The organism is Microlunatus kandeliicorticis, from assembly GCF_014137855.1.
GTDB lineage: Bacteria > Actinomycetota > Actinomycetes > Propionibacteriales > Propionibacteriaceae > Microlunatus > Microlunatus kandeliicorticis.
In genome coordinates, this window is sequence record NZ_JACGWT010000006.1 from 127,718 (window position 1) to 144,767 (window position 17,050).

At 73.9% G+C, this 17,050-nt stretch carries 15 protein-coding genes; 10 read left to right on the forward strand and 5 right to left on the reverse strand.

Translation table 11 applies throughout. The features are described from left to right. Positions 1 to 36: 36 nt before the first annotated feature. On the reverse strand, positions 37 to 1,371 hold the full coding sequence (locus FHX74_RS17405; protein WP_182561473.1) for an amidase family protein: 1,335 nt from the start codon (positions 1,369 to 1,371) through the stop codon (positions 37 to 39). A 181-nt stretch (positions 1,372 to 1,552) separates the two neighbouring features. Then, entirely contained in the window at positions 1,553 to 2,032 is a 480-nt protein-coding gene (locus FHX74_RS17410) for a helix-hairpin-helix domain-containing protein (RefSeq protein WP_182561474.1), read from the reverse strand. An 852-nt stretch (positions 2,033 to 2,884) separates the two neighbouring features. Between FHX74_RS17410 and FHX74_RS17415 the strand changes: the two genes are divergently transcribed. From FHX74_RS17415 to FHX74_RS21210, 3 genes are all read left to right on the forward strand, one after another. Further along, positions 2,885 to 3,928 carry a GNAT family N-acetyltransferase gene (locus tag FHX74_RS17415; RefSeq protein ID WP_182561475.1) on the forward strand — a complete coding sequence of 348 codons (1,044 nt, stop codon included), beginning with the start codon at positions 2,885 to 2,887 and terminating at the stop codon, positions 3,926 to 3,928. Between the two features lie 67 nt (positions 3,929 to 3,995). After that, entirely contained in the window at positions 3,996 to 5,063 is a 1,068-nt protein-coding gene (locus FHX74_RS17420; protein WP_182561476.1) for an endonuclease/exonuclease/phosphatase family protein, read from the forward strand. Further along, the gene (locus tag FHX74_RS21210) at positions 5,060 to 6,091 is read left to right on the forward strand and encodes an endonuclease/exonuclease/phosphatase family protein (protein ID WP_182561477.1); all 1,032 of its coding nucleotides are present in this window, start codon (positions 5,060 to 5,062) and stop codon (positions 6,089 to 6,091) included. Before FHX74_RS17420 ends, FHX74_RS21210 begins: the two co-directional genes overlap by 4 nt. A gap of 107 nt (positions 6,092 to 6,198) precedes the next feature. Here FHX74_RS21210 and leuS read toward each other — a convergent pair whose 3' ends face one another. From leuS to FHX74_RS17440, 3 genes are all read right to left on the reverse strand, one after another. Next, a complete protein-coding gene (gene leuS, locus FHX74_RS17430) occupies positions 6,199 to 8,718 on the reverse strand; it encodes a leucine--tRNA ligase (protein WP_407941500.1) in 2,520 nt (839 codons plus the stop codon). 150 nt (positions 8,719 to 8,868) lie between these two features. Continuing rightward, a complete protein-coding gene (locus FHX74_RS17435) occupies positions 8,869 to 9,492 on the reverse strand; it encodes a hypothetical protein (protein WP_182561478.1) in 624 nt (207 codons plus the stop codon). Positions 9,493 to 9,501: 9 nt separating this feature from the next. Beyond that, entirely contained in the window at positions 9,502 to 10,494 is a 993-nt protein-coding gene (locus tag FHX74_RS17440) for an NAD-dependent epimerase/dehydratase family protein (RefSeq protein ID WP_182561479.1), read from the reverse strand. 45 nt (positions 10,495 to 10,539) lie between these two features. Here FHX74_RS17440 and FHX74_RS17445 point away from each other — a divergent pair, with 45 nt between their 5' ends. The 7 genes from FHX74_RS17445 to FHX74_RS17475 all read left to right on the forward strand — a co-directional run bounded on the left by FHX74_RS17445 (position 10,540) and on the right by FHX74_RS17475 (position 17,031). Continuing rightward, positions 10,540 to 11,589 (forward strand): LacI family DNA-binding transcriptional regulator, encoded by a 1,050-nt coding sequence (locus FHX74_RS17445; RefSeq protein WP_182561480.1) that lies wholly within the window; start codon positions 10,540 to 10,542, stop codon positions 11,587 to 11,589. Next, a complete protein-coding gene (locus tag FHX74_RS17450; protein ID WP_182561481.1) occupies positions 11,586 to 12,485 on the forward strand; it encodes a nitrilase-related carbon-nitrogen hydrolase in 900 nt (299 codons plus the stop codon). Before FHX74_RS17445 ends, FHX74_RS17450 begins: the two co-directional genes overlap by 4 nt. Next, positions 12,482 to 13,693 carry a DNA glycosylase AlkZ-like family protein gene (locus tag FHX74_RS17455; protein ID WP_182561482.1) on the forward strand — a complete coding sequence of 404 codons (1,212 nt, stop codon included), beginning with the start codon at positions 12,482 to 12,484 and terminating at the stop codon, positions 13,691 to 13,693. Before FHX74_RS17450 ends, FHX74_RS17455 begins: the two co-directional genes overlap by 4 nt. 10 nt (positions 13,694 to 13,703) lie before the next feature. Beyond that, positions 13,704 to 14,717, forward strand: coding sequence for a UDP-glucose 4-epimerase GalE (galE, locus tag FHX74_RS17460; RefSeq protein WP_182561483.1), 1,014 nt, complete (start codon positions 13,704 to 13,706; stop codon positions 14,715 to 14,717). Between the two features lie 66 nt (positions 14,718 to 14,783). Beyond that, positions 14,784 to 15,071: a YciI family protein gene (locus FHX74_RS17465; protein ID WP_182561484.1), complete on the forward strand. Its 288-nt coding sequence runs from the start codon at positions 14,784 to 14,786 to the stop codon at positions 15,069 to 15,071. Positions 15,072 to 15,295: 224 nt separating this feature from the next. After that, entirely contained in the window at positions 15,296 to 16,696 is a 1,401-nt protein-coding gene (locus FHX74_RS17470) for an ammonium transporter (RefSeq protein WP_182561485.1), read from the forward strand. Further along, entirely contained in the window at positions 16,693 to 17,031 is a 339-nt protein-coding gene (locus FHX74_RS17475) for a P-II family nitrogen regulator (RefSeq protein WP_182561486.1), read from the forward strand. The genes FHX74_RS17470 and FHX74_RS17475 overlap by 4 nt, the downstream gene beginning before the upstream one ends. Positions 17,032 to 17,050: the final 19 nt, after the last annotated feature.

Sequence of the window (17,050 nt, forward strand, 5' to 3'; positions counted from 1 at the left end):
CGAGGACTCAGCCCGGTTCTTCCGTGACCCGCTCCGTCACTTCAGGGCTTGGTCGATCCGCCGGCCGAGCGCGATGAGCGCCAGGTCGCTCCCGCGCGGCCCGACCAGACACAGCCCGACCGGGGCGGAGGCGTGCAGGGTGGTGATCACCAGGCTCGGCACCGACAGCGCCGGGTAGCCGCCCAGGCCGGCGATCGAGGTGAGCCGCAGGATGCCGCGGCGGACGTCGTTGAGCTCGGCCGCGTTGCTGGTCAGTGGCGGCGCCGGCGACGGCGCGGTGGGCAGCAGCAGCACCCGGCCGTCCAGCCGCTCGTCGAGGCAGCCGCGCAGCTCGGCCGCCCGGGCCCGCGCCCGCTGTTCGGTCCCGGGGTCGACGTCGGCGGCCACGGCGAACCGTTCGGAGACGTCGGGTCCGAGCGCGCCGGGATGGGTCGCCACCCAGCGGCCGTGCGCCCGCCAGGCCTCGGCCGCCTGGACCACCCGGAAGCACTCGGCACGGGTCCCCGGGTCGCCGAGACGCACCGGCTCGACCGGGCCGAGCCCGGCGTCGGCGGCGATCCGCTGGAGCGCGGCGCGGAACAACGCCCGCACCGGGTCGCTGACCGCGGCCAGGGCGTCGGTGTCGACGACGAGCGGGAAGGTGCCCGGCTCGGGATCGTCCTCCGCCGCGTCGCCGCGTCGCGCGTCGGTCGCGGTCCCCAGCAGCGCGTGGGTCGCGGCCGCGAGGACGTCGGCGGTCCGGGTGAGCAGCCCGACGGTGTCGAAGCTCGGGGCGAGCGGGAGCACGCCGACGGTGGGCACCCGACCGTGGCTGGTCCGCAGCCCCCAGAGTCCCTGATAGGAGGCCGGGATGCGCACCGAGCCGGCGGTGTCGGTGCCCAGCCCGACGTCGGCGAGGCCGAGCCCGACCGCGGCGGCGGTCCCGCTGCTGGAGCCCCCCGGCACCGCGCCGGGGACGGCGGCGTTGGGCGGGGTGCCGTAGTGGGCGTTCCGCCCGACCATGCCGTAGCCGAACTCGTCGGCGTGGGTGATGCCGCGGACCGTCGCACCGGCCGCGAGGAGCCGCTCGAGCGCGTCGGCGTGCGTGGTCTCCGGCGCCGCCTCGGCCAGCCAGCCGGGGACGCCGGCGCCCCGACGGTGACCGGCGACCGCGAACAGGTCCTTGACCGCGACCTCCGCCCCGGTGAGCGGGCCGATGGCCTCGGCCCGGACCAGCGGGCGGCCGTGCTCGCGCCAGATCGCCGGGTCGACCGTCGTCCGGGACGCCGTGTCGGCGGGCCCGCTCCCGACCGTGTGGTCGCGGCCGGTGCCGCGGGCCGACCAGCTCTGCACCCGGGACGGGCCTGACCCGGGCGCCACCCACTCAGCCACGGCGACCCGTGCTCAGGACTTCCTCGCAGGTGTGCATGCCTGCCTCCTCCCGGTGACCGGGACGCTAACCGCGCCCGACGCGGACCGGGAGACCCGCGAGACCCTGCGGCACCACTCTTAGCGAGGTCGGAACCTGTGGTTACACCGCCGACACACCCGGCCGGCACGGGCGGCAGCGCGGTCATCCGACGGTCACGTGCGGAGCCAGCTCGGCGAAGGTCTTCGGCCCGATCCCGTCGACCTCCTGGAGCTCGGCGACCGCACTGAACCGGCCGTGGGCGGTGCGCCAAGCGATGATCTTGCCCGCGGTCACCGGTCCGACCCCGGGGAGCGCGTCGAGGTCGGCCTCGGTCGCGGTGTTGAGGTCCACCGGCGCACCGGCGGGCGATCCGGATGCCGAAGGCGAGCCGACGGCCGAGCCTGCCCGGCCCCCCGCGCCGGTCGGCGCGGTGGAGACCGGGTCGCGGACCTCGCTCGACCCCGGGTCGCCGCGCCGGGCCACGAACACCTGTTGCCCGTCGCCCAGCGGCTGGGCCAGGTTGAGCCGACCCAGCTTCGCGCCGCCGACGATCCCGCCCGCGCGGGCGATGGCGTCGGCCACCCGGGACCCGATCGGCAGCCGCACCACCCCGGAGCGGCGGACCGCGCCCAGCACGTGCACCTCGATCTCCGCACCCGCGCTCGGCCCGGTCGTCGTTGCCCCCGTGGCTGCCCCCGTCGTTGACCCCGTCGTTGATCCCGTCGACGCTGCTGGGCCCGTGGCTCCCGTCGACGCTCCAGGGGCCGCCGAGCCAGCGGTCGGCCCGGTTCCCGGCGCCCCCGGAGCTGCCGTTGCTCCCACCACGGCCCGCGGTTGGGCCAGCGCGACCGGCCGGGCGCGGAGCAGCGCCCACCCGGCACCGATCAACCCGATCGCGAGCAGCGCCACCACGACCAGCAGCTGCCGCCGGCCGAACCCCGCCGCCGGTCCCCGTCCGGAGCGGTCAGCCGACCTGTGCCCGCCGCCGGTACCTGGCCCGTCGCCGAGATCGTCAGCGAGGTCGTCGTCGAGATCCTCTGCGAAACCGTCGGGCCAGTCGTCCTGATCGTCCTCGCCCGGGTCGCGCAGCCGCCACTCCCCCGACGGACGTCCGGGACCGGGCGCACCGGTGCGCGCCGCGGTCAGCGCCCGGATCCGACGCGCCGCCACCTCGGCCCACCCCTGGTCCGCACCCGCTCCCATGTCCGTCACGGTGGGACGGTCCGTCCGTGCCGGTCGCCGCTCCGTCGGCGGCTGTGGACGACGCTCGGAGCCCGCCTCCGGGTGTGGACGATCGGGCCGGGGCCGCCGCCGACCACGACGCCGGGCCGAGCGCCGGGCCGAGCGCCGGGCCGAGCGCCGGGCCGAGCGCCGGTCGTTCACCCGGTCCGACGGCGTCCGCACGGCATAATCAGCGCAGCGTCGCCCCGGCCGACGGACTCCCCGCTCCGTCACCCCCGCTCCGGACCGGCGCCCGACAGAACGGAAGCTCCGATGGCCGATCCGCGCCGCCAGACCTGGCGCGCGTCCCGGGCCGGTCTCGCCCTGATCGGCCTGTTCGTGCTGATCTGCCTCCTCGGCCTCCCGGGGCTGGCCTGGTACAGCTGGAGCCTGCGCGAGCACCTCGCGGTCCCGCTGCTGCTGCTCGTCCTCACGGTGGCCGGGCTGCTCTACGCCTGGCGGTTCGGCCTGCACCCGCGGATCACCGCCGACGACGAGCAGCTGGTGGTCCGCAACCCGTTCCGCACCCACCGGCTGCCGTGGGACCAGATCAGCCTGGTCATCCCCGGCGGCAACGGGCTGGTGGTCGCCGGACCCGAGACCACGGTCGAGGCCTGGTGCGTGCAGAAGTCCACCCGGGCGCAGGCCACCGGCCGCCGGACCCGGGCCGACGCGGTGGCCGACGCGATCTGGCGACGCTGGGAGGAGCACAACCCACCGGTGCGGACCAGCGCGGGCGACGTCGACCTCACCCTGCGACGAGCGCGTCCGGGTGCGGAGGCGCTGCTCGCGGACCTCGAGCGACAGGCCGGCATCGAGGCCTTCCCGCACGTCTTCCCCGCCGAGACCTACCCCTTCCCGCTCGAGCAGGTCACCGACCGGTGGCGCGACGTGCTCCGCGATCCCGCCCTGCAGACCCTGATCGCCGTGGCGGCCCCGGCCACCGGTCCGGACCCGTCCGCCGAAGGCACGGCGGGCGAGGGCACGGCGGGCGCCGCTCCCGAGCCGGTGGGGTTCGTCGCGCTCTCCGCGAGCTCGGTGCTCCACCTCGGCGTCCGCCCGGACCGGCAGGGCCGCGGCGTCGGCGGGTGCCTGCTGACCTGCGCCGAGGACGAGCTGTTCGCCGACCCGTTCCTCGCTGAGGCCAGCCTGTGGGTGCTCGTCGACAACGACCGGGCGCGTCGGTTCTACCGCGATCATGGATGGCACGAGAGCGACAACCGGCGACGGTCGCCCTACCCGCCCGGTCCGCCCGAGCTGCGGATGACCAAGCCCAACCCGCGGGCTGCGCGGCGTCGACGGGTGCCGGAGCTCTGAGGCCGGCCGATCGCCGGCACGACGGGATCGCCTGCACGAGCGGATCGAAGGGGCGGGAGGGGACGCGATGAGCCGGCCGACCGCCCCGGGAACGGCCGTTCCTGCGCCCGGCCCGACCGGTTCGGCCCGCGGTCCGGTGCGGATCGACCGCTCACCGATGCCACGCCGGTTCCAGGCCTTCTGGGTCGGGCTGGCCATGCTGGCGTTCTTCCCCGGTCTGTACGCGGTGATCATGCGGGTGCTGGCGCCGAACGAGGACCTGCTGGCGCTGACCGCCTCGTTCATCCCCTACGGCATCCTCTTCAGCCTGGTCAGCGTGCTCGGCTTCCTGGTCGCGCTGATCCGGGCCCGGCGACGGCGGGCGCTCGCCGTCACCACCACCATCGCGGCGCTGATGCTCGCCCTCCAGCTCGGCTGGCAGGCGCCGTTCTTCGTCGCCGACCACCGCCCACTTTCCACCCGGACGATCACCGTGCTCAGCCTCAACCTGCGATCCGGTGGCGCCGACCTCGACGCGCTCAGCCGTGAGGCGTCCGGTGCCGACGTGCTGGTGCTGGTCGAGGTGACCCCGTGGGCGATGCAGGGTCTGCGCAGCGGCGCCCTGGCCGCACGCTTTCCCTACGCCGTCCCGGACGGGCAGCAGGCCAGCACCCGCAACGGCTCGGCGATCCTGTCCCGCTTCCCGCTCAGCCAGGCGCGTGCGCTGCCGCCGACCTCGTGGCAGATGTGGAGCGCGGTGGCCGACGTCCCCGGGATGGGCGACCTGACCGTCGTGGGTGCGCACCCGTGCAACCCGTTCTGCGGCACCAACCGCTGGTCCGACGAGCACCGGGTGCTCGACGACTACCTGGACACGCTGGGCACGGACCGGCGGGTGCTGGTCGCCGGGGACTTCAACGCCGTCGACGACCACGCGCCGATGCTGGCGCTCAAGCACGCGGGCTACCGCTCGGCCACCGACCTCGCCGGTGCGGGCTGGCTGCCGACGTATCCGGCGAACTCGGTGGTGCCGCCGCTGATCCCGATCGACCACATCCTGCTCGACGACCGCCTCACCGCCACCCGGGTGACGGCGTTCACCGTCCCCGGCACCGACCACCGCGGACTGCGCGCGGTGATCGGCGGGACCCGGTGAGCGGCGATCGCGGCAGGCGCACCGCGCGGGTGGCCACCGCGGTGGCGGTGCCGTTCGGACTGGTCGGTGCGGCGACCACGGTGGCTCGCTCGCTGCCCGAGGACGCCAGCGGTCTGCCGTCGGACACCTGGGTGATGATCACCTCGTTCAGCGACTACGGCCTGCTGTCCTACGCGGTCGCCGGGGTGGCCGCGGTGGTCGGCATCGCCGCTCGGCGCCGCCCGGCCACCCTCGCCGTCGGCGGCCTGGTGCTCGCGCTCGCCGCCGTGCACGCGTCCTGGCTGCTGCCGCGCTTCGCCGGACGCGGGCTCGACGCCTCCGGCGCCCTGGCCGGTCGACCGGCGGCCGCCGGGGACCCCGGTTTCCGGCTGCTGAGCCTGAACATGGAGCTCGGGCACGCCGACCCCGCTGCGGTCACCGACGCCGCGGCCGCCGCCGACGTGGTGGTGCTGACCGAGGCGACGAAACCGACGGTCTCCACGCTGGCCGCGGGTGCCTTCGGCGCACGCTTCCCGCACCGGACGCCGAACACGCTGCCCTGGTCGGGCGCCGCCGGCACCGCGGTGTTCAGCCGCTATCCGCTGACCGACGTCCGCGCCCTGCCGGGGCTGGTGCACCAGACCTGGGCGGTCACGGTGCGGCTGCCCGACGCAGACCCGGTGACCGTGGTCGGCGTCCACCCCGCGCGTCCCTATCTCGGCGGCCACGACTGGCTCGGCGAGCAGCAGCGGCTGCGGGAGCTGGTCCCGCCCGGCGAGCGGGTGGTGGTGGCCGGCGACTTCAACGCGGTCGACAGCCACCGCCCGATCCGCGCGCTCCGGGCCGCGGGCTACCGGAGCAGCACCGAACTGGCCGCCGCGGGCTGGCAGCCGACCTACCCTGCCGACCGCGCCTTCCCCCCGCTGCTCGAGATCGACCACGTGCTGCTCGCTCCGGGGCTGACCGCGACCGCCTCCCGCGCGGTGCCGGTCCGGGGCACCGACCACCGGGGCGTGCTGGCCACCCTCACCACCGCCGCGCGCGCCTGAGGCCGGGACACGGGCGACCCTCGCGCACCCATTCTGCAGGGGATTTCTCGAACCCCCTTCGACAGGCTCAGGGCACGTCGATGGGCTCAGGGCACGTCGACGGGGCGTCAGGCCGGGACGATGCTGACCAGCTTGGGGGCCCGGACGATCACCGTCCGCACCTCGCGGCCGTCGAGGGCCCGGACCACCGCGAGGTCGGCCAGGGCCAGCTCGCGCAGGGTCGCCTCGTCGACGTCCGGCGGCACCTGCAGCCGGCCGCGCACCTTGCCCTGCACCTGCAGCACGCAGGTGACCGACTCGGTGACCAGCAGCGCCGAGTCGACCGTCGGCCAGCCGGCGTCGGCGACCGAGGGCTGGTGGCCCAGTTGCTCCCACATCTCCTCGGCCACGTACGGCGCCACCAGGCTCAGCGTCACGGTGATCATCTCGGCCGCCTCGCGGACCGCCGGGTCGGTGGCCCCGACACCGGTGTCGATGGCCTTGCGGGTGGCGTTGACCATCTCCATGATCCGGGCCACCGCGACGTTGAACCGCTGGCCCTCGACCAGGGTGCCGATCTCGTCGACGTAGCGGTGCACGGTCCGGCGCAGCGTCCGGTCCCCGGTCGCCGGATTCGTCCCGACGGGGGTGCCGGCCCCGGCCTCGACCGCCACCCGGTAGGCCCGCTGCAGGAACTTCAGCGACCCGGCCGGCGAGACGTCGGCCCAGTCGATGTCGTCCTCGGGCGGCCCGGCGAACACCACGGTCAGCCGGATCGCGTCGACGCCGAACTCGTCGATCTGCGCACCCAGGTCGACGCCGTTGCCCAGCGACTTGCTCATCGACTTGCCCTGGTTGATCACCTGGCCCTGGTTCAGCAGCCGGCGCATCGGCTCGGTGAAGTCGACCAGCCCCATGTCGAACAGCACCTTGGTGAAGAACCGCATGTACAGCAGGTGCAGGATCGCGTGCTCGACCCCGCCGACGTACTGGGCCACCGGCATCCAGGCACGCACCTGGTCCGGGTCGAACGGGGCCTCGGTGTCCTGCGGGCTGCAGTACCGGAAGAAGTACCAGGAGCTGTCGACGAAGGTGTCCATGGTGTCGGTGTCCCGGCTGGCGGGACCACCGCAGGACGGGCAGTCGACGTTCACCCACTCGGTCGCCGCCGCCAGCGGCGAGGTGCCCTTCGGGGCCAGGTCGGCGCCCTTCAGGTAGGGCAGCTCGACCGGCAGCTGGTCGTCGGGCACCGGCACCTCGCCGCACCGCTCGCAGTGGATGATCGGGATCGGGCAGCCCCAGTAGCGCTGCCGGCTCAGCAGCCAGTCGCGCAGCCGGAAGATCGTGGCCCGCCGACCGACGCCGTCCGCCTCCAGCTGGTCGGTGATCGCCGAGACGCCGGCGGTCTTGTCGGTCAGCCCGTCCAGCACCCCGGAGTTGACGTACTGCCCGTTGCCGGGCGCCGCGACGCCGCTGGTCGCCGGGTCCTCGGCGCCGGTGTCGACGACCACCCGGACCGGCAGGTCCAGGGCGCGGGCGAAGTCCAGGTCGCGCTGGTCGTGCGCCGGGACGGCCATCACCGCGCCGGTGCCGTACTCGGCCAGCACGTAGTCGGCCGCGTAGACCGGGATCCGCTCGTCGTTGACCGGGTTGACCGCGTGCACGCCCAGGAACACCCCGGTCTTGGGACGCTCGGTCGACTGCCGCTCGATCTCGGTGGCCCGCTTGGTCTGCTCCAGGTAGGCCTCGAAGGCCGGCCGCTGCTCGTCGGTGACGATCTCGGCGGCCAGTGCCGCCTCGGGGGCGACCACCACGAAGGTGGCGCCGTACAGGGTGTCGGGCCGGGTGGTGAACACGGTCATCGGCTCGGGCCGGGCGGTCCCGTCGGGACCCTCGACGGCGAAGTCGACCCAGGCGCCCTCGGACCGACCGATCCAGTTGCGCTGCATGGTCAGCACCCGTTCGGGCCAGCCGCCCTCCAGCTCGGCCATGTCGTCCAGCAGCCGCTGCGCGTACTCGGTGACCTTGAAGAACCACTGGGTCAGCTGGCGCTTGGTCACCACGCTGCCGCAGCGCTCGCACAGCCCGCCGACCACCTGCTCGTTGGCCAGCACGGTCTGGTCCTTCGGGCACCAGTTGACGAAGCTCGCCTTGCGGTAGGCCAGCCCGCGCTCGCGGAACCGCAGGAACAGCCACTGGGTCCAGCGGTAGTACTCGGGGTCGGAGGTGTGCAGCCGCCGGGTCCAGTCCAGGCTCAGCCCGTAGCGCTTGAACGAGCGCGCCTGGGTCTCGATGTTGGCGTAGGTCCACTCGGCCGGGTGCGCGTTGCGTTGGATGGCTGCGTTCTCGGCGGGCAGCCCGAAGGAGTCCCAGCCGATCGGGTGCATCACCTCGAAGCCCTGCGCCCGGAACCAGCGCGCGACCACGTCGCCCATCACGAACGCCTCGGCGTGACCCATGTGCAGGTCACCCGACGGGTAGGGGAACATGTCGAGCACGTAGCGCCGCTCCCGGCCGGTCTCGCCGTCGTCGGCGACGAAGGTGCCGTGCTCCTCCCAGTACGCCTGCCACCGCTCCTGCGCGGCGACCGCGTCGTAGCGCTGCTCGGCCGCGGGGGCCTGCTCGGCTCGCTCCACCTGCTCGGTCACGTCTCTGCTCCTCGTCGTCTGCGTCCTGCTGTCCGTCGGGTCACCGCCGGGGACCGCGCATGAAAAAACCCCTCGGCCGGTGGCAGGAGGGGTTGGCCGCGCGGTCCGCGCGGCTAGGCAAGGAGAGCAGTGCACTGCACGGGTCCCACCCTAGACCATCGGCGCGAGCGACTTGTGCCCCCGGACCCGGGCACGGACGGCCAACCAGCCGAGCGCGGCGAGGAGCGACCCGAGGGTGCCCATCACCAGGTCGCCGAGGGTGTCGGCGTACACGGCGGCGGGCAGCGAGCTGTACCGGTTGAAGGACGCCCACTCCATCAGCTCCCAGACCAGCGCGGCCGGGCAGCCGAAACCGAGGGCGACGACGACCACCACGCCCGCGGTGGCCCGCCGGGCGGTCCGCCACAGGGCGAGCACCCCGGCGGTGAGCAGCAGCCAGTTGAGCGCGTGCATCAGCTCGTCCCACCAGGAGACCCGCTCGAACAGCCCGAACCGGTTGCCGATCGTGTCCAGCAGCCAGGGCAGCGAGGTGAGCAGGTCGGCCGGCCACGGGAACGCCGGCCCGGGGCGGTGGCGGGCCCGCCGGACCGCGGTGAGCAGCAGCCAGCCCAGCGGCAGCACCAGCACGCCGACCGGGTAGGCGACCAGCCGGGCGGTGCCGGCCCGCGCCTTGTTGCCGACCAGGTCGGGTGCGGCGACCGCGAGCACCAGCAGCACGCCGAGCGCGATCTTGACCGCGACCGCGGCGACCGGCAGCGCGCGCACCGAGGTCACCGGCCGGGCTCAGAAGGCGCGGACGCCGGCCACCAGCCGGTCGAACAGGGCGTCGAGCTCACCGTCGAGCTCGGCCGCCTCCGGGTGCGCGTCAAACCAGGCGACCTGGTCGGCGGCCACCCGGTCGTAGCGGATCGTCGGGGCGAACTCCGGCACCAGGGCCCGCAGCTTGCTGCAGTCGAAGATCATCGAGTGCGCCTTGTCGCCGAGCAGCGGCGGACCGAGCTCGGGCTCGACGGCGGCGATGGTCTCCGAGGCGACGTGCACCAGCTCCGGCTCGACGCCGGCGGCCCGGCCGAGCCAGGTGTAGATCTCGTTCCAGGTCGGCGCGTGGTCGCCGGTGATCGTGAACGCCTCCCCCAGCGCCTGCGGGTGGGCGAGCAGACCGCAGAAGCCGACCGCGAAGTCGTCGGAGTGGGTGAGCGTCCACCGGGTGGTGCCGTCGCCGTGCACCACCACCGGCTTGCCCGCCCGCATCCGGGCGACGTCGGTCCAGCCGCCGGTGGTGGGGATCAGGGTGTGGTCATAGGTGTGCGACGGCCGGACGATGGTGGCCGGGAAGCCGGTGTCGCGGTAGGCGGTGTCGAGCAGCTGCTCGCAGGCGATCTTGGCCCGCGAGTAGTCCCAGAACGGGTTGGCCAGCGGCGTCGACTCGGTGACCGGGCTGCGGGCCGGCGGCTTCTGGTAGGCCGAGGCCGAGCTGACGAAGACGTACTGGCCGGTCCGGCCGGTGAACTGCTCCACGTCGGCCCGCACGTGGCCGGGGTCGAAGGCGCGGAACTGGGCGACCACGTCGAACTCGCGGTCCCCGAGCGCCTCCCGGACCGCCGCCGCGTCGGTCGCGTCGGCCACCAGGCTCTCCACCTCCTCGGGCAGGCTCCGGGTCGACGAGCGGCCGCGGTTGAGCACCGCGACCTCGTCGCCGAGCTCGACGCACCGCCGTACGCACGAGGTGCTGATGATGCCGCTGCCACCGATGAACAGAACCCGTCGCGCCGCCATCCGATCATCCTCGCAGGTGGGTCCGGCCGGGATACGATCGCGTCGATGAGAAGGCCCACGGTGGCCGACGTGGCCGCCCGCGCCGGTCTGTCCGCGCAGACGGTGTCGAACGTGATCAACGCCCCCGAGCGGGTGCGCCCGCAGACCCGGGCCCGGGTGATGGACGCGATCGCCGCGGTCGGCTACCGGCCGAACACCGCGGCCCGCCAGCTCCGCACCCGGCGTTCCATGATCATCGGGCTGCGGCTGCGCCGGCGGCGCGACGGGATCAACGGCAACGTCCTCGACCGCTTCCTGCACGCGCTCACCGAGCTGTCCGAGAGCGCCGGCTACCGGGTGATGCTCTACACCGCCCGCGACGACGCCGCCGAGATCGAGGCCTACGAGGAGCTGATCGACAGCGTCGGACTCGATGCGTTCGTGCTCACCGACACCGGGCGCGACGACCGCCGGCTGGCCTGGCTCAACGAGCACGGGGTGGCCTGCGCGGCGTTCGGGCGTCCCTGGCTGGCCGGCTCCCGGCCACCCGGCGGGCGGGAGCGGGTCGACGGCGACGCCGACCAGGTCGACCGGGCACCGCACGCCTGGGTCGACGTCGACGGCCGCCGCGGCACGGCGGCGGCGGTGCGGCACCTGCACAGCCTCGGTCACACCCGGATCGGCTTCCTCGGCTGGCCCGCGGGCTCGGGCCTGGGTGACGAGCGCCGGGCCGGCTGGCGCCAGCAGCTGATCAGGTTCGGGCTCGAGGACGCCCTCGCGCTCGACCGCGGCAGCCAGGACGGGGTGCCGCAGGGGGCGCACGGGGCCCGCGAGCTGATCGCCGCCGGCGCCACCGCGCTGGTCTGCGCCAGCGACTCGCTGGCCCTCGGCGCCCGCAGCCACACCCGGGCGGTGATCGGCTTCGACGACACGCCGGTCGCGGCGGCGGTCGGGATGAGCAGCATCGCGCAGCCGGTCGAGGCGGCGGCCGCGCACGTGGTCGCGCTGCTGGCCCGGACCCTCGGCGACCCGCTGCCGGCAGGGCTGCAGAATCTCGCCGACGGCCCGCGTCACGTGCTGCTCGAACCCGAGCTGATCATCAGGGAGGACCGATGACCACCGTGGAGACCCCCGTGGAGACCCCCGGGACGCCGGCGGGCGGCGTGAGCCCGCGCCGGGGACCGCAGACCGTCCGGCTGGGCATCGGCCAGCTCCGCATCGACGTCGACGACCCGGCCGGCACCTGGCATGCCGTCGAGCAGACCGCCGCCCGGGCGGCGGCCGAGGGCGTCGAGCTGCTGGTGCTGCCCGAGCTGGCCGCCTGCGGCTACGTCTTCGCCGACCACGCCGAGGCGCTGGCCCGCAGCGAGGACCTCGACGGCCCGACGGTGGCCGCCTACCGCGAGCTGTCCCGCCGGCACGGTCTGGTGCTGGCCGCCGGGTTCGCCGAACGCGGCGAGGCGGGGCGGGTGCACAACAGCGCGCTGCTGGTGGAGGACGGCGAGCTCCGGGCCGTCTACCGCAAGGCGCACCTGTGGGACGCCGAGAAGCTTTACTTCACTCCAGGTTCCGCACCGGCGCCGGTGGTCGACACCCGGGTCGGCCGGCTCGGGCTGATGATCTGCTACGACCTCGAGTTCCCCGAGTTCGTCCGCGACGTCGCGCTCCGCGGCGCGGAGGTCCTGCTCGCGCCGTCCAACTGGCCGACCGAGCACTCCCCCGGCCCCGGGCTGGTGGCCGAGACGATCAAGTCCCAGGCCAACGCCGCCTGCAACCGGATCTGGATGGTCGTCGCCGACCGGACCGGCGTCGAGCGCGGCCAGCACTGGGTCGGCGGCAGCATGGTCTGCGACCCGCTCGGCGCGATCGTCACCGAACCGGTGCTCGGCCGGGAGGGCTGGCTGGTCGCCGACCTCGACCTCGCCCGCGCCCGGGACAAGACGGTCACCAGCCGCAACCACGCGTTCGGTGACCGCCGGCCCGAGCTGTACGGCGGCATCCTCTCCCCGTGAGCGCTGCCGACCGGCCACTCGACGCCGACCGGCCGCTCGACGCCGACCGGCTGCGGGCGCGGACGCTGGCCCGGCAGTTCCCCGCCGGCGAGCCGCCGGCCGGCGGCTGGACCGAGACCGAGCTGCTCGACGTGGTCGCCCGGGTCGGGCCGGTGCAGAGCCAGGTGCCGCGCACCCCGTTCCTGGTCGCCGCGAGCCGGCTGCCCGGGATCGACCGCGCGGTCGTGGAGACGGCGTTCTCCCGGCACCGACTGGTCAAGACCTCGAGCCTGCGCGGCACCGTCCACACCACCGTCGCGGCCCAGCACCCGTGGGTCGACGCCGTCGCGCGGTCCACCCGGGCCGCCCAGCTGCGCCAGCTGCTCGGACTGTCCGCGGACGAGGTCGACGCGCTGGTGGCCGCGCTGGAGACCTTCGCCACCGACGCCTGGCGCGAACGCACCGACCTGGTCGCGCACGCCCGCGACTGGCTTGGGCGTCGGCGTCCCGAGCTGGTCGCCGCCCTCGACCGCGAGGTCGCGGTCAGCGCCGTCTGGGGCCACAGCGGGCTGCTCCGCGCCCCGCGCGACGGCCGGTGGGACCGCCGGACCGACACCCGGCACCGCACCGCGGTCGCCCTCGACCCTGCGCTCGCCCCGGCCGACCCGGCGGCAGCGGTCCGCGCGCTGGTCCTGGTGCACCTGGGGGCGTTCGGCCCGGCCACCGAGACCGACGTCGCCTGGTGGCTCGGGCTCCGGCTCACCCCGGTCCGGCGCGCCGTGGCCGAGCTCGGCGAACGGATCGTCCGGCTCACCGGCCCGGACGGGCGACCGCTGCTCGACCGGGCCGAGCTGGCCGCGCGCGACGACGCCGCCGAGCGGGGCGGCAGCGAGACCGACCCGGGGCTCCGGCTGCTGCCCGAGTTCGACGGCCTGACGCTCGGCTACCACGCCGAGGGCCGGGACCGGTTCGTCGACGCCGACGACCTCGCCCGGGTGTGGTCGAAGACCAACGGCGTCTGGCAGCCGGTGGTGCTGCACCGGCGCCGGCTGGTCGCCGGCTGGAAGGTGGTCGCCGCCGGGGGCGGCCGGTCCCGGATCGAGCTGACGTCCTTCCGCGCCGGCCTCCGGCTCCCCGCCGACGAGCTCGGGGTGCGGGTCGACCAGACCGCCACCGTGCTGGGGCTGACCGTCTCCGACGTCGCGGTCCTGCCGCCGCCGGATCGCTAGAGTGCCGGGCATGAAGGTGCTGCTGACCGGCGGAGCGGGCTACATCGGATCGCACACCGCGGTGGTGCTGCTCGAGGCCGGGCACGACGTGGTGGTGCTGGACAACCTGGCCAACTCCAGCCCGGAGAGCCTGGTCCGGGTGGCCGAACTGACCGGTCGGGAGGCGCCGCTGGTGGTCGGCGACATCGCCGACCGGAAGCTGGTCGAGCGCACCCTGCGCGATCACGGGATCGACGCGGTGATCCACTTCGCCGGGCTCAAGGCGGTCGGCGAGTCGGTGGCCAAGCCGCTCGACTACTACACCAACAACACCGGCGGCACCCTCGAGCTGCTGCACGCGATGGACGCCGCCCAGGTGCGGACCATCGTCTTCTCCTCCTCGGCGACCGTCTACGGCGCGCCCGAGCAGGTGCCGTTGATCGAGAAGATGGAGCTCGACGCGACCAACCCCTACGGCCGCACCAAGGAGCAGATCGAGGACATCCTCACCGACGTGGCCGCGGCCGACGACCGCTGGCGGGTGGCGCTGCTGCGCTACTTCAACCCGGTCGGCGCACACCCGTCGGGACGAATCGGCGAGGACCCGACCGGCATCCCGAACAACCTGATGCCGTTCATCGCGCAGGTGGCGGTCGGCCGCCGGGAGAAGCTGGTGGTCTTCGGCGACGACTACCCGACGCCCGACGGCACCTGCATCCGCGACTACATCCACGTCCTCGACCTGGCCGCCGGCCACCTGGCCGCGCTGGAGTTCCTGGCCGACCACCAGGGCCGGCACAGCTGGAACCTCGGCACCGGGCACGGGTCGAGCGTCTACGAGGTGCTGCACGCGTTCGAGCGGGCGGTCGGCCGGCCGATCCCCTACGAGGTCGGTCCGCGGCGGCCGGGTGACGCCCCGGTCAGCTACGCCGACCCGTCCGCCGCGCTGGCCGACCTCAGCTGGTCGGCGAGCCGCGGGCTGGACGAGATGTGCGCCGACCACTGGCGCTGGCAGCAGCAGAACCCGCACGGCTACACCGGTTAGACCCGGCTGAGCAGCCCCGGGCAGACCCCGCCGAGACCCCGGATCGGGTCTCGTTACGATGCCAAGATGTTCGTGGTGACGCTGACGTACACGGCCGAGCTGGCCGAGATCGACGCCGCACTGCACGACCACGCCGAGTGGCTCGACCAGCAGTTCAACGACGGGATCTTCCTGGCCTCCGGTCGACAGATCCCGCGCAAGGGTGGCGTCATCCTGGCCTCCGGCACCACCCGCAGCGACCTCGAGCACCGCATCGCCGAGGACCCGTTCAGCGAGCGCGGTCTGGCCAGCTACGAGATCGCCGAGTTCAACGCCACCCGGGTCGTCCCGGGGCTCGAGCTGCTCCAGGCCTGAGCTCCCGCCCGGGCCACCGGCGGATGACCCGAAACACGGCTGTCACGTCCTGAGGGGTATCTGAAACGCACGCGTAACCCGTGCGGCGCTGTCCGCAACACGTCGGCAGCAGAGTATGCGCCAGCAGCGGCGCGGCCCCCTTCCCTTTCACCGAGGCGTTCCCCGGGGTTCCTGCGCGGCTGCGTCCCTCCAGTCATCTCGTCCACCTCACCGAAAGATGTGACATGACTCCACTCGAGATCGACACCGGGACCACGGCGTGGCTCCTGGCGTCCGCGGCGCTCGTGCTGCTGATGACCCCGGGCCTGGCCTTCTTCTACGGCGGCATGGTCCGGGTCAAGAGCGTGCTCAACATGATGATGATGAGCTTCGGGGCGCTGGGCTCCATCTCCGTCATCTGGGCCCTGTGGGGCTACTCGATGGCCTTCGGCGACGACATCGGCGGCGGGTTGCTCGGCAACCCGGGCCAGTACCTCGGCCTCAAGGGCCTGATGAGCGCGACCAGCGAGGTGACCGCGGGCATCAGCGGTGACCAGGCCGGGACCTACCCGGCGATGGCCTTCGTCGCCTTCCAGGCCGTGTTCGCGATCATCACCGTGGCGCTGATCTCCGGCGCCATCGCCGACCGCGCCAAGTTCGGCACCTGGATGATCTTCACGGTGATCTGGGCGACCGTCGTCTACTTCCCGGTCGCGCACTGGGTCTTCGACTTCTCCGCGGGCGAGCACGTCGGCGGCTGGATCGCCAACAACCTCAAGGCGATCGACTTCGCCGGTGGCACCGCGGTCCACATCAACGCCGGTTCGGCCGGTCTGGCGCTGGCCCTGGTGCTGGGCAAGCGGATCGGCTTCAAGCGCGACCCGATGCGGCCGCACAACCTCACCCTGGTGATGCTGGGCGCCGGTCTGCTGTGGTTCGGCTGGTTCGGGTTCAACGCCGGTTCGGCGCTGGGGTCCGGCATGGCCGCGGCCACCGTCTGGGTCAACACCATGGTCGCCACCGGTGCGGCCTGCCTGGCCTGGTTGATCACCGAGCGGATCCGCGACGGCCACGCCACCTCGCTGGGTGCCGCCTCGGGCATCGTGGCCGGTCTGGTCGCGATCACCCCGTCCTGCTCGTCGGTCAGCCCGATCGGCGCGATCATCCTCGGCGCGGTCGCCGGCGTGGTCTGCGCCCTGGCCATCGGCCTCAAGTACAAGCTCGGCTACGACGACTCGCTCGACGTGGTCGGCGTCCACCTGGTCGGCGGCCTCTGGGGCACCCTGTCGGTCGGCCTGCTGGCCACCGACGCGGCGCCGGCCGGGGTCAACGGCCTGTTCTACGGCGGCGGGCTGGACCAGCTCTGGCGGCAGGCCGTCGGCGCGGTCGCGGTGCTGGCCTTCAGCTTCGTCCTCACCTTCATCATCGGGACGATCCTGCAGAAGACCATCGGCTTCCGGGTCAGTGAGGACGACGAGCGGCAGGGCGTCGACGAGATCGAGCACGCGGAGACCGCCTACGATCTCGGCAGCTTCGGCGGCGTGCTCCGCTCGACCCTGAGCGGCAGCGCCGGCGCTCCGCGTCCGGACGCACCGAAGGACGACAGCACCCCGACCCACGGCAAGCACGAGGAGGTGTCGGCATGAAGCTCGTCACCGCGATCATCAAGCCGCACATGTTGGACGACGTGAAGACCGCGCTCGAGGCCTTCGGGATCGAGGGCATGACGGTCAGCGAGGCCAGCGGCTTCGGCCGGCAGCGCGGACACACCGAGGTCTACCGGGGGGCGGAGTACACCGTCGACCTGGTGCCGAAGGTGAGGCTTGAGGTGCTCGTCGACGACGGTGATGCTGCAGACATCGTCGACGTGTTGGTCAAGAGCGCACGGACCGGCCGCATCGGTGACGGCAAGGTCTGGACCGTTCCCGTGGATGACGTCGTCCGCGTGCGAACGGGCGAGCGCGGGCTGGACGCGCTCTGAAGCGTGACCTGACCAGCGA

Excerpts from the sequence above, each read along its gene's own strand:
- FHX74_RS17445 (WP_182561480.1), top strand. The coding sequence starts at position 10,540 with ATGAGAAGGCCCACGGTGGCCGACGTGGCCGCCCGCGCCGGTCTGTCC.
- FHX74_RS17440 (WP_182561479.1), bottom strand. The coding sequence starts at position 10,494 with ATGGCGGCGCGACGGGTTCTGTTCATCGGTGGCAGCGGCATCATCAGC.
- FHX74_RS17420 (WP_182561476.1), top strand. The coding sequence starts at position 3,996 with ATGAGCCGGCCGACCGCCCCGGGAACGGCCGTTCCTGCGCCCGGCCCG.
- galE (WP_182561483.1), top strand. The coding sequence starts at position 13,704 with ATGAAGGTGCTGCTGACCGGCGGAGCGGGCTACATCGGATCGCACACC.
- FHX74_RS17450 (WP_182561481.1), top strand. The coding sequence starts at position 11,586 with ATGACCACCGTGGAGACCCCCGTGGAGACCCCCGGGACGCCGGCGGGC.
- FHX74_RS17470 (WP_182561485.1), top strand. The coding sequence starts at position 15,296 with ATGACTCCACTCGAGATCGACACCGGGACCACGGCGTGGCTCCTGGCG.
- FHX74_RS17415 (WP_182561475.1), top strand. The coding sequence starts at position 2,885 with ATGGCCGATCCGCGCCGCCAGACCTGGCGCGCGTCCCGGGCCGGTCTC.
- FHX74_RS17475 (WP_182561486.1), top strand. The coding sequence starts at position 16,693 with ATGAAGCTCGTCACCGCGATCATCAAGCCGCACATGTTGGACGACGTG.
- FHX74_RS17465 (WP_182561484.1), top strand. The coding sequence starts at position 14,784 with ATGTTCGTGGTGACGCTGACGTACACGGCCGAGCTGGCCGAGATCGAC.